Genomic DNA, 12,374 nt, shown 5'->3' on the forward strand with positions numbered 1-12,374 from the left:
GCAGGAAAAGATAGGGAAGTCATGCGGTTGGAGCGATAACGTTCCGAGCGGATGGCTTTTTTAGCGGCATTTTAGAAGCAAGTTCCATAAGTTGGGGAAGTTGGACTTTTGATGGGAAATGGTATATGATTCTATCGACCAAATTGATAGAGTAACAGCTTTACTCTAAAAGGAGAGAGATGATTTGAAGTTGCGGGGAAAAACGACGATGCTCATTGGGATCCTTATGCTGTTCATGATCGGAACGTCTATGCAGGCGTTTGCTTATGATGCACAATTGAAATTATATCGCGACGTGCCGGAGAAGGACTGGGCGGCGGAATCCATTTACCGTTTAGTCTCGCTTGGCGTCGTATCCGGTTATGAGGACGGTACCTATCGGCCTAATGCAGAGCTTACTAGAGAAGCGTTCGTGAAGCTGCTGGTAGAATCGGTAAAGCCGGTAATAGAGAAAGAGAAATCAGCCGCGCTCTCGGATGTGGCAAAGGACCGCTGGTCCTACGGACCAATCAAGCTTGCCTATGATGCGGGATGGCTGGACTTGCTTGTCAAAGACGGCAAATTCAGTCCAAGCCAAAGTATCAAGCGCGAAGAAGTGGCGGCATTAACCGCCTTTGCTTTATTGCAGGGCAAAACGGCGGAGGAGAAAAAGCAGTGGCTTGAGGTGGACTGGCTTCCGGCGCGCGAGCAGGCTGCTTTTGGCGATCAGGATCAGATTGACCAGAAGCTTGCTCCTTATGTGCTAAGGACATACGCAGACGCGATTATGAAAGGCGACAATAAAGGCTTGTTCCTTCCGAAAAAGTCGTTGACGCGCCGCGAGGCAGCCTCGATTATCGATCGGATGATCGGCTTTCGGAGCGCCAGCCATCAGCTTGAGATCGCGACGTTTTATGCGGCGTCCGGGCCTTATAAGAAGCTCGAGCGCTTCGCTTCCGCAAACGAGGTCATCTTCGATTGGGCGAAGCTCGATTATCAAGGCGCGGGCAAGGCAGCGGTTGCGCTGGCGCCGCCAAGCGATTGGAAGCAGGCGATTACTGCGGCAGAGAGCAGTACGTCTACGAAAACGCTAATGATTTTTGCGAATACGACGTTTCAAAAGCTTGGCGATTTTCTGATGGATGCCGATGCCCGCAAAGCATTTGCCGTTTCTGTAGGGGAGGCAGCCGCCAATCCATCATACGGATTTGACAGGGTTGCGATCGACTTTGAGGGACTTGTGCCAGCCTCCTACAAAGAGCCGCTCAATGAGCTGCTGTGTGCGATTAAGGCGGAGCTTGGCGATGCAGGTTTAACGGTTGTTGTACCGCCTTCGTATTATTACGCTGGCTATGATTACAAGCAGATTGGCGAGCTTGCTGACCAGGTCGTCCTGATGGCTTATGAATTTACGCATGAAGAAAGCGGGCTGCCGTCCGCGCCGCTCACTCTAGTGGGCGATGCTGCGCGGGATGCGCTGAAGCATATACCGGCGGACAAGCTGCTGCTTGGCATATCGAAGCAGGCAAACCAATGGACGACGGGCACGGATGGCAAAGTGGAATTTTTCCGTTCGCCGGCGATTACCGCCGTGGAAAGCCGGATAGCGGCACCGGATACGACATCGGTTATGCAGCTGCCTTACTTTTTGAATAAGGTGACTTTTACCGATGCAAGAGGCTCGCACCTGATGTGGTACGAGAACGTGCAGAGCATTCAAGCCAAGATGCGTTTGGCGAAGGAGCTTGGGCTGCGCGGCGTTGCCTTGTGGCAGATCAACCAGCTGACGGATGACGATTGGACGATGATCTCTTCTTTTAACAAATAGGATTAGAGGATAGGACGGAGCAGGATTTTACATCTGCTCCGTCCTATTTTTGTTGCAGCCGTAGCTTTAGTTTCTAGCTCTATTCACGCAAGTGCGGCGCTTGGAGGTGCCTCTAGCGGGACACTCCTTAGTTTTATACCCTTCTATCTTAGTTTCTTCCATCGTTTGTTTATGAAGGCGCTTTTATAATGAGGGTAGCGGGAGATAGCGGATGCTGTTTCGAATAGGCAGCACGGTATTCAGTTGGAGATAAGCTTACTTCCTTGCGGAAAAACTTAGTGAAATGGTTCGTTTCTTTGAAGCCGGTTTGATCGGCGATTTCTTTGATGCTCAGCGAAGTGGTCGTTAGCAGCTGCTTCGCGCGTTCGGTTCTTTTGCGGCTGACGTATTTAAGCGGCGGAATGCCAAAATGCTTTTTGAAATAGGAGCTGAAGTAGTTGGGGTGAAGATGGACGGACTCAGCCATCTGATCGACGTTAATGCTCGTATGAAGGCGGCTGTCCACAAAATGCGCAATGACGTTTAAGCGGTTCATCTCCTCCGTTCGGTGCTGGAGCACGCGAATCGGAACGCTGTCAAGGAAGAGGCTGACGATTTCAAGCAGCAATGCTTTTTCGCGAAGCCGGGCGACGATTGAGGTTTGCTCATGCCAAGCGATCAGCTCTTGGAACAAACGAGTCATGTTGTCGATGTCTTGGACAGGAATGCAAAGAGGGACGCCAATCCACTGGAACAGGTCGAGAGGGCCCGCCAGAATGCTGAAGTGGCACCAATATTTTAAGTAAGGACGCTCGTTTAAGGTCGAGAAGGAAACTTTCGCATGGGCGGGAGTAAGAAAGAGCTGTCCAGGCTGCGGATAATAATCGTCATCGCCGATTCGTATCCAGCCCTCCCCTTCGCAAATGAAATACAGCTTGTTGTAATCGGGATAGGAGTCGGTTTCTCCCCAATAGAGCGGAACCAGCGTTTTATGCGCGATGAGCAGCTGCAGCTGCAGCGATTGCAGCAAATCGGAAAGCGCATGTTGTTCATTTGTCCTGATCACCTGCTTAGCACCGCCATCTGAAGTTTTATTGGATTAACTACTAAATATAGTAATGGATTGTTCCATCAAATAAAAGATTAAAAGGAGAATCGCAGATGACGCAGCAAGCAGAAAATCGTTTGTGGTATAAGCAGCCAGCCTCGGTATGGGAGGAGGCGCTGCCGATTGGCAACGGAAAGCTGGGCGGCATGGTTCATGGCGGCACGCATCAGGAGAGAATTGCGCTAAATGAAGACAGCGTATGGTATGGCGGGCCGCGCGACCGCAACAATCCGGATGCGCTGCCTCAGCTTGAAAACATTCGGACGCTATTAAAAGAAGGGCGTTTGCGGGAGGCGCATTCCCTCTCTGCGATGGCGCTCTCCGGCGTTCCTGAAACGCAGCGCCATTACATGCCGCTAGGCGATTTGCAGCTGAACTTCCGCTATAAGAACGAGGACGAAGTGCACGCCTATGCGAGAGAGCTGGATTTATTCAGCGGGATCGCAGCGGTTGATTATAGCAAAGGGGGCACGTCATATCGCCGTGAAACGTTTGCGAGTTTTCCCGATGAGGTGCTTGCAACGCGGTTAACCGCGGATAAACCGGGCAGCATCAGCTTTACAGCGCGACTGCAGCGTGGGAGAAATCGATACTATGACGAGCTTGTGAAGGCCGATGAGAGTACGATTGTTATGCGCGGCGTATGCGGTGGAGCAGGCGGCTCGGATTTTCGAATGGCTTTGCGAGCGGTTGCGGCAGGCGGCTCGGTATCGATTATCGGCGAGCACATGGTTGTAGAAGGGGCAGACAGCGTAACGCTGCTGTTAACAGCAGCGACGTCGTTCCGCCATGGCGATCCAGAATCCTATGCGGTAAGTACGGGAGCTCATGCAGCGGCAGCGGGTTATGAGGCGCTCAAAGCCCGCCATATTCAGGATTTCGCTTCCCTATCGGAGCGGGTGAAGCTTCGACTAGCAGATGATGGCACGACCAGCCCGGGCGCTGCCTCTATGCCAACCGACGAGCGGCTAACGCTCGTTCAAGCGGGCAAAGCAGATGCGGGATTGACGGCGCTATATTATCAGTATGGGCGTTATCTGCTTATCTCGAGCAGCCGGCCCGGCTCGCTGCCTGCCAATCTGCAAGGCATTTGGAACGAACAAATGCTTCCGCCATGGGACAGCAAATATACGATTAATATCAATGCGCAAATGAATTATTGGCATGCCGAGACGGGCAATCTGGCTGAATGCCATGAGCCATTATTCGATCTTATTGAAAGGATGCGCGAGCCGGGCAGAGTAACCGCCAAAGCCATGTACGATTGCGGAGGCTTCGTCGCCCATCATAATACCGATATTTGGGGCGATACCGCGCCGCAGGATATTTATTTGCCCGCGTCCTATTGGACGATGGGAGCTGCATGGCTGTGCCTGCATTTATGGGAGCACTATGAGTATGGGCTTGATGCAGCATTCCTTGATCGGATATATCCGACCTTAAAGGAGTCGGCACGGTTTTTCGAAGATTTTTTGACGGAGACGGAAGACGGCTTGCTCGTCGCCAATCCATCCGTTTCACCGGAAAATACGTACATCCTGCCAAGCGGGGAATCAGGCACACTCTGTATCGGCGCTTCTATGGACAGCCAGATTTTGCATGAATTGTTTACAGCTTGTGTTGAAGCTGCTAAGGTGCTTGGTATCGATTCGGCGCAGCGGCAAAAGTGGGAGCAAATGAGAGCGAGGCTGCCAGAGCCTGCAATCGGCAAGTACGGACAAATTCAGGAGTGGATGGACGATTATGAGGAAGCGGAGCCTGGGCATCGGCATATTTCCCACTTGTTCGCCCTTCATCCCGGCAAGCGCTTCACGGTTAAAGGCACCCCGGAATGGGCGGCTGCTGCGAGAGTGACACTTGATCGGAGGCTCGCAAGCGGCGGTGGACATACAGGCTGGAGCCGGGCTTGGATTATCAACTTCTGGGCGAGGCTGGAGGATGGCGAGAAGGCTTTGGAAAACGTACATGCGCTGCTTGGCCATTCGACGCTTCCGAATTTATTCGATAATCATCCGCCGTTCCAAATTGACGGCAATTTCGGCGGTGCGGCAGGCATAACGGAAATGCTGCTTCAATGCCATGCGGGCAGCGTTCACTTGCTGCCGGCATTGCCTGCGGCATGGGCGGAGGGTGAAATAACGGGCTTGCGCGCCAGAGGCGGCTTCGAGGTGGACATGCGCTGGGCGAATGGGAAGCTGGCAGAGGCCCGTATTCGCGCAAGTGCCGCAAAGCTATGCTCGGTTCAAACGAACAGTCCGATCATCGTGATGAAGGATGGTCTTGCGGTAGAGGGTGTTGCCGGCAAAGACGGGCTGTTTGCTTGGATGGCAGCGGCAGGAGACGAATATGTGCTTGCTGCGCACGCTCCCATCCAAAGCGCTATAAACTAATGCGAATAAATAGCACCATGCAAAAAACCAGCCTATTCCAGTGCAAGGGAATAGGCTGGTTTTTTGCTCTTCATAGCTTTGCCGATCCGGCAAGCCCCCTCATAAATCTGTTGTTCATCCAAATGGCCGTAGCCAAGCAGCAGCCTGTTCTCAGGCAATCTCACGGCGTGTACGGCTTCTTCCTTTAGCCTGTCGCTGAAGCCAACCGGGAGCGGGTCAGAAAACTCCACGACCAGATGCAAGCCGGCGGCTTTGCCGAGCACCCGGAATTCCACGTCCAGATGCTCGTGCAAGGCGCTAAGCAGCTGCTCGCGTCTTCTTTTGTATAGCTTTTTCATTTTTAAAATATGGGCATTTAAATATCCCTTCGCCATAAAACGTACCAAGGCAAGCTGCTCGATGCTTGGCGTTTGGTAGTCGGATAGCTTCTTAAGCTGTCTGCAGCGGTCTACTAAACACTCCGGAACAATCATATATCCGACCCGGAGCGAGGGGAACATTATTTTACTGAAGGTTCCGATGTAGATGACCTGCTCCGGGCATAAATGCTGCAGGGAATGGACGGGAGCGCCGTCATATCGGAATTCGCTGTCATAGTCGTCCTCAAGGATGAAGCTGCCGGTGCGGCGGGCGTACTCCACTAGCTCAATCCGCCTTTGAATCGGTAAAATGCCGCCAAGCGGAAATTGATGCGAGGGAGTCACGTAGATACATTTTGGCGAGACGTCCTGCGGCAGCTTTTGCGATTGAAGGCCCGAATCATCGACCGGTATGTCTTGCAGCACAGCGCCGGTAGAGGTCAAAATGCTTCTTAAATCGTCATTGGAAGGGTCCTCCGCCAAAACAACATCACCGGACTGGAGCAGCAGCCTGACGATCAATTGCAGTGCTTGCACGGCGCCATTCGTTATGATGATATGCTCAGGCTTGCTGATTACCCCTCGCGTTCGCCGCAAATGCTGTGCGAGCAATTGGCGCAGCTCGAAATTTCCGGAAGGGTCGCCATACGCCAGTTCCGCGGTTGATAGGTCCATGCAGACTCTCTGAAGAATGGAGCCCCATTGCTTCATTGGGAATAGCTCCAGAGCAGGAAGGCCGGTACGAAAGGAAAGAAAAGGCTGCTCCGGCTCTTTCAAAACTGCGGACGAAGCGGAAGATTCATCATCAGTCTCCGCCGACGTATAGCCAATAAGGCAAGCGCCCTCTGCTACATAAGTTCCCGCACCTGAGCGGCCATTAATATATCCTTCGGCAAGCAGCAGATCGTAAGCCTCCAGTATGACATTGCGCGAGACATTAAGCTGCTCTGCCAGCTCCCGAGTGGACGGCAGCTTATAGCCGGCTTGCAGCTGACCGGTAAGAATCGCTGCTTGCAGCGCATTAAACACTTGGCGAAACATAGGCGCAGTCGCTTGCCTATCAATAGAAAACCACAAATATTCCAGTCCTCCCCCGTAAAGCGGTACCTTCAAATAGGTTTGTGAGTGGCACTACAACAAGCCAATTCCCCTTTGCTACAGTATATAGGAACCAATAGAAGAGGGGTTGTTGTTTTTGAATCGTTCCCGTATTTTTGCTTATTTCGAGCTTGCCATTGCCGCTATTCTGATCGGAAGCTCGGTTGTCGCCGGCAAAATGACTACCATGCAGATGCCTGTTTTTCTGTCGCAGAGTATGAGCCTATCGGTTGCTTTGCTGCTCTTAATTCCACTCTTATTGCGAAAACGCAGCGTTCCGATCATGGTTGGGAAGAAGGATCTTTTGTTTCTGCTGTTGCAGGCGTTTCTTGGCATGTTCATGTTTCGGGTGCTTATGCTGTATGGCTTGCGGTTTGCGCCTGCAACGGAGGCGGGCATCGTGACGAGCCTAACCCCGGCCATCGTGGCGTTTCTGTCGGTTATTTTCTTGAAGGAGCTGGTTACGGCACGGCTCAAAATAGGCATCATTTGCTCATTGTTGGGTGTTTTGAGCTTGCAGTTGCCCGGCTGGCTGCTGCCATCCTCCGAGTCACGGCCGCAGGGGCTGTACATCGGGCTTTTGCTCATTTTAGGCGCCGTTATCGGGGAGGCGATGCTTACCATTTTGCGAAAAATGACAGCCAGCAGCGTCTCCTCCTTGCTCGGCACCACCTATGTGACCTTTTTTTCGTTCTTAATGTTTTTGCCTTTTTCGTTTGCGGAAGCTTTAACCTACGATTTTGGCGAGTTAAGCTTTGGGGATATCGGGCTTCTGCTTTACTATGGCATTTTCGTTACGGCACTAGCTTATATCCTCTGGTTCCGCGGCGTCGCCAAGGTTCCCGCCGGTACTGCCGCCGTTTATACGAGCTGCATTCCAGTCAGCGCCTTGCTGCTCTCCTATGTCGTGCTCCATGAACCTTTTTCATGGGCGCATGTCGCAGGCGCCGCTTTTGTTTTTTGGGGCATATGGCAGGTATCTAGAAGCACAAAATAAATCTGGTTTTGCGAGGATAAAATAGATGTTTTGAAAGCTCCATTGTTTCATACTACATAGTTATGGGATAATTACTCAGGTAACGATCATCAGGAATGGAGCTTGTCTATGAATAAATTCAGCATTAAGAAAAAAGCGGATTTGGCGCTGCTCTTCTCGGCTATCGGAATATTTGCCGCATTTCCCTTTCACGATACGTTTATTGGGGGACTTTTCTTTTCGCTCTTTAGTGCGGCAACGATCGGTGGGCTTGCCGATTCCTTTGCGGTTGGCGCATTGTTCGGCAATCCTTTGCGGATCAAATGGCCGGAATGGATGGGGACTAACATTATTTCCCGCAACCGGGAGCGATTGATTGGCGAGCTTGTGAAGATGGTGCAAAATGAATTGCTGACCATCCCGAACATTAAGGAAAGGCTTGACGAATACAACATTGCGGATGTGCTGGTCACCTATTTGAAGCAGCATGGCGGCGAAGAAGGCGTAAACGATATTTTGCAGCAGCTAGCGGATGATGTGATTACGACAATCGATTTGCAGGAGCTGGCCAAAACGGTACAAATCTTCTTGTTTGAGCATGCCGATTCGATACCGGTCGCGGATATCGCGGCAGATGCCGGCGATTGGACGATCCGTAATGGCTACGATGACCGTATGATCGAATTTTTGATCCCGGAGCTCATAAAAATCGTGAAGTCGGCCGCTTTTGGCACCGTAATCAGCCAAATCGTTGATTCTGCGATTCGTTCTTATGAGGGTGATCAATTTAGAAGAAAGCTGATAGATGCTACAGCGGGCCTGGAATCGGCGAATATTAGCGGCAGGTTGCAGCAGTGGCTGGTGTCATTTTTGGAGAAATTCCATTCGGAAGATCATCCGCAGCGCATCCAGCTCAAGGCATTCATTGCGCAATTTGTTGAAAGGCTGCGTACCGACGAGCAGCTGCGCAACCGAATTGAAGCGGGCAAGACGACCCTTCTTTCTTCTGTAAAGGAAGAGGTAAAGCTTGATGTTTACATACAGCGGGGACTCGAGTCTATCCGCAGTGCCGCGGCAGCGAACGCGGAAGGGCAGATTACGCGATATCCTTGGATTGAGGAGAAGCTGAAGGAAGGCATTGCTTATTTGGAAGGCAATGCGGAGCTGCTCAACCGCATCGATCAATACGTGAAGACCACCGTGCTCAAATGGATGGAGCAGAAGCACTCGTACATCGGCAAAATGGTAACCGACAAGCTGAACAGCTTCTCTGAGGAGGAGCTTATCGAGCTCGTTAAAGAGAAAGCAGGGCGTGACTTGCAGTACATTCGAATTAACGGCATAGGGGTTGGAGCGCTTATTGGCGTGGTGCTGCATTTGGCAACCTTTTGGATCGGAGGGCAAGCGTAATGGCAATGAGAAAAAAAGCAAATCGCAGCCTGATGCTGCTAGCCGTCTTGTTCGTCCTTGCTGCTTGCTGCTTATATGTGTTCCCGAACAACTGGTGGACGCGCATGCTGCTCTATACGACCGAAGCGGGACTTGTTGGCGCTTTAGCTGATTTATTTGCGGTAACGGTACTATTTCGTCATCCATTTGGGTTGAAGTGGATTCCGCATACCGCAATAATTCCGAGAAATCGCGATAAGCTTATCGAAGGCGTCGCGAGCATGGTTGAGCAGCAGCTGCTCAGCAAAGATTTGTTGAAGGATAAAGTGAGCCAGATTTCGCTGGTGGAGATCGCGATAGCTTGGGTAGATCGCCGTCCAGGCGGCATGCTCGCAGAGCAGGGCTGGAAGCTCGTGTCGGGGCTGCTGGCTAAGCTGGATTTCAAGGGCATATCCGTCGTATTGGATGAGAAGGCTCGCAAAAGCTTAAGCCGCGTTAATATGTCGCCATATGCCGGCAAGGCGCTGAAATGGGTAATGGACCAGGGCAATTTTCAAAGCTGGCTCAACTATGTAGTTGAGTTTGCAGCTGTTAAGGCAGCCGATGAGCAGACGAAAGTAGCGATAAGGGAGCTGCTTGGCAAGGAGAAGGAGAAATTCGTTAACCAAGGAAGCATTTTTTCCAAGTGGCTCAAAAAAATGGCGGTAGAAATCGCAGAATCAACCAACGCGCTAAATCTCGACGATGCGGCAAACGTGCTGCATGGCGATTTGCAGCGATTAATCGATGACCTGCGAAATCCTCAGCATGAGCTTCGTGTTTTGCTCGAAAACATGGTATACCAGCTGGCTGACCATTTGCAAAATCGCGAAGACGTATCTGCAGCCGTCAACGAGTGGAGAGACGAGGTTATCGAGAAGATTTCCTTCCTTCCTTCGATTGAGGCGTTGCTTGGCAATTTGCGGCAGCTGCTGATGAAGGATCAGGGGCTTCAGCTGGCCTTGCAAGAGAAGCATTCCGTTAACCAAGCGGATATTAAGGATTTGATCAATCAATTTGTCATGTCTTATTGGGACTGGTTTAAGGCGAATGAGGAAACGAAGGGCTGGCTGGAGCAGTACGCCCAGAAATTCGTTCATAAAATGATTGAGACGGAGCATGCGATTATCGGAGTCATTGTGCGCAAGACGCTGGACAGCTTTACGGAGCAGAAGCTGGTGCACTTTATTGAAAGCAAAGTCGAGACCGATTTGCAGCGCATCCGACTGAATGGAGCGTATATTGGCTCCGCGCTGGGAGCAGCCTTTTATCTGTTGCTTTATGGCGTTTATGAGCCGATTTTGCGTTTGTTTTAACGGGAAGCCCTCACTCATTAGCGCTGCTAATGGCGAGGGCTTTTTTTTCATGTATGCCAATTCATTTAAAAGTAAACCATAAAGTTTGCTTTTACCCCCGTGCAATCCAAAATACAGTCAGGTAGTATGGAGGTAAGCAACAGCTAGAATGAGCAAGGTTAATGAAAATGCAAGAGGGGTAAGGTGAGAGGATGCTGCGTGCGCTAATAGTGGACGATGAATTCGAAATCCGCGAAGGTTTACGTAACCGCTTTCCTTGGGATCATTTTGGCATCGAGGAAGTGCTGGTGGCCGATGACGGAGATACAGCTTTGATGCTCGCAATGGATAAGCGGCCTGATCTGATCGTTACCGATATTAAAATGAACCGGATGTCCGGTCTAGAATTCCTCCGCTCTCTGAGTAAGGTGGAGGATTATAAGCCGGAGGCGATTGTTGTCAGCGGCTATGATGACTTTGAGCTGGTCAAGCAGGCGATGCAAATCGGCGTGCTGGATTATATTCTCAAGCCGATCAATTTGGAGGAGCTGGACCAAATCGTTCGCAAAACGATGGACCATATCCATAAGAAAAAAATGGACCAGCATAACGAACAGCTGCTAATCAACCAAGTTAAATTCGCCATACCCAAAATGCGCGAGGAGCTGCTCAGAGAGATGATTGAGCAGGATTACGATCCTTACCGGGAAGCGAGGCGGCGCCATCGTCTGCAGACGCTCAGCTTGGAGTGGATCGCAAACCAGCAGATGACGCTTGTGGTCGTGGAAGCCGATGATCTGAAGGCGATTGAGAACCGCCACACGAAGGAGAAGGATCTGGTGCTGTTTGGAATCGGCAATGTGGTCAATCAGACGCTGGAGGAGGAATATCCGCACCCCTTCGCGCTTTGCACCGACAGCAGCAGCCGCTGGGTCGTTATCTTAGGCTGCTCGCGCCCAGAGCATGCGGAGCTAAGCCGGGGCATGGCGCAGCTATGCTTGCAGCGAATCAATGATTTTGTGAAGGTGAAGGCGAGCGCTGGCATGCGGACGACACCTTGCACGTTCGAGCATCTTCATGAAATGTATGCGGAAGCGCTGAACGTATTGGAGCAGAAGGCGGTATATGGCGGCAATCGATTATTTACGGAGCAGGGGCTTTATTACGAAGGCGATGGAGGCGACTTGTCGCTTGGCGAGCCCGAGGAGGTGCTTGATCTCGTCAAATACGGATCAGATGATGAAATAACGGCGGCGATGGATCGGTTTGTGGAGATGGTCCAAGCTTGGCGGCTGAGCCAATTGCGGGATATCCAGCAGAAAATATTCGAATGGCTCTTTGAGGTGTTTCGAAGAGCAGCGGCGGCCGGCATTCCGAATAAAAATTGGGGCAGCAACCCGATTGCGGTTTGGGAGCAGCTGGAGCAATATGATACGCTGCAGTCGCTGCGCGTACAGACGGAATTATTTTTGAAAGCGATTGCGGCAGACTTTCGCAAGCTATCCGCAACGCCAAGCCAGATTGTTTATGAGGCGGAAAAAATATTGCACCGCGATTATGCGGAGAGCTTGACGCTGCAAAGCGTGGCGATGGCCGTTCATGTCACGCCCGTATGGCTGAGCAAGCTGTTCAAGAAAGAGAAGCGGAAAACCTTCTTGGAATATTTGACGGAAATACGCATTGAGAAAGCGAAGGAAATGCTGGGAGACATCCAGTATAAGGTGTACCAGATTTCGTATCAGGTCGGCTATAAGGATCCGGTGCATTTTTCCAAGCTATTCAAAAAGCAAGTCGGCTGCACGCCAAAAGAATATAGACGACAAAGGGGCATTGCTGACGAATAAAAGCTGCGGTAACCCGCAAATAGGAACAATGGCATTCATTATGACAGCAAGAGGCAGCTTCCAAGGTGGAAATAGCATGAACCTTCGGAA

Annotated in this window: 8 protein-coding genes; 6 read left to right on the forward strand and 2 right to left on the reverse strand. The window is 51.2% G+C overall.

What is annotated here, in order from left to right:
- The first annotated feature begins 184 nt into the window (after nucleotides 1–184).
- Entirely contained in the window at nucleotides 185–1,807 is a 1,623-nt protein-coding gene (locus tag A7975_RS19565) for an S-layer homology domain-containing protein (RefSeq protein WP_082198307.1), read from the forward strand.
- Between the two features lie 169 nt (nucleotides 1,808–1,976).
- Here A7975_RS19565 and A7975_RS19570 read toward each other — a convergent pair whose 3' ends face one another.
- The gene (locus A7975_RS19570; RefSeq protein ID WP_065386192.1) at nucleotides 1,977–2,852 is read right to left on the reverse strand and encodes an AraC family transcriptional regulator; all 876 of its coding nucleotides are present in this window, start codon (nucleotides 2,850–2,852) and stop codon (nucleotides 1,977–1,979) included.
- A gap of 95 nt (nucleotides 2,853–2,947) precedes the next feature.
- On the opposite strand from A7975_RS19570, the gene A7975_RS19575 reads away from it, so the two are divergent.
- Nucleotides 2,948–5,284: a glycoside hydrolase family 95 protein gene (locus tag A7975_RS19575; protein ID WP_065386193.1), complete on the forward strand. Its 2,337-nt coding sequence runs from the start codon at nucleotides 2,948–2,950 to the stop codon at nucleotides 5,282–5,284.
- Nucleotides 5,285–5,316: 32 nt separating this feature from the next.
- On the opposite strand, the gene pdxR is transcribed toward A7975_RS19575, so the two are convergent.
- Nucleotides 5,317–6,720, reverse strand: a complete 1,404-nt coding sequence (pdxR, locus tag A7975_RS19580) for a MocR-like pyridoxine biosynthesis transcription factor PdxR (protein WP_065386194.1) — start codon at nucleotides 6,718–6,720, stop codon at nucleotides 5,317–5,319.
- 118 nt (nucleotides 6,721–6,838) lie between these two features.
- Here pdxR and A7975_RS19585 point away from each other — a divergent pair, with 118 nt between their 5' ends.
- The 4 genes from A7975_RS19585 to A7975_RS19600 all read left to right on the forward strand — a co-directional run bounded on the left by A7975_RS19585 (nucleotide 6,839) and on the right by A7975_RS19600 (nucleotide 12,284).
- Nucleotides 6,839–7,738, forward strand: coding sequence for a DMT family transporter (locus A7975_RS19585; protein ID WP_065386407.1), 900 nt, complete (start codon nucleotides 6,839–6,841; stop codon nucleotides 7,736–7,738).
- A 108-nt stretch (nucleotides 7,739–7,846) separates the two neighbouring features.
- A complete protein-coding gene (locus A7975_RS19590) occupies nucleotides 7,847–9,127 on the forward strand; it encodes a DUF445 domain-containing protein (protein ID WP_065386195.1) in 1,281 nt (426 codons plus the stop codon).
- Nucleotides 9,127–10,461 carry a DUF445 domain-containing protein gene (locus tag A7975_RS19595; protein ID WP_065386196.1) on the forward strand — a complete coding sequence of 445 codons (1,335 nt, stop codon included), beginning with the start codon at nucleotides 9,127–9,129 and terminating at the stop codon, nucleotides 10,459–10,461. The genes A7975_RS19590 and A7975_RS19595 overlap by 1 nt, the downstream gene beginning before the upstream one ends.
- Before the next feature lie 191 nt (nucleotides 10,462–10,652).
- Nucleotides 10,653–12,284, forward strand: a complete 1,632-nt coding sequence (locus tag A7975_RS19600; protein ID WP_053374923.1) for a response regulator transcription factor — start codon at nucleotides 10,653–10,655, stop codon at nucleotides 12,282–12,284.
- The last annotated feature ends 90 nt before the right edge of the window (nucleotides 12,285–12,374 follow it).

Origin of the sequence: Bacillus sp. FJAT-26390 (assembly GCF_001682865.1) — a bacterium.
In the GTDB taxonomy this organism is placed as follows: Bacteria; Bacillota; Bacilli; order Paenibacillales; family Paenibacillaceae; genus Pristimantibacillus.

Bases quoted from the DNA above. Each gene is read 5' to 3' on its own strand.
- A7975_RS19575 (WP_065386193.1), top strand. From the start codon at position 2,948: ATGACGCAGCAAGCAGAAAATCGTTTGTGGTATAAGCAGCCAGCCTCG.
- A7975_RS19600 (WP_053374923.1), top strand. From the start codon at position 10,653: ATGCTGCGTGCGCTAATAGTGGACGATGAATTCGAAATCCGCGAAGGT.
- A7975_RS19590 (WP_065386195.1), top strand. From the start codon at position 7,847: ATGAATAAATTCAGCATTAAGAAAAAAGCGGATTTGGCGCTGCTCTTC.
- A7975_RS19595 (WP_065386196.1), top strand. From the start codon at position 9,127: ATGGCAATGAGAAAAAAAGCAAATCGCAGCCTGATGCTGCTAGCCGTC.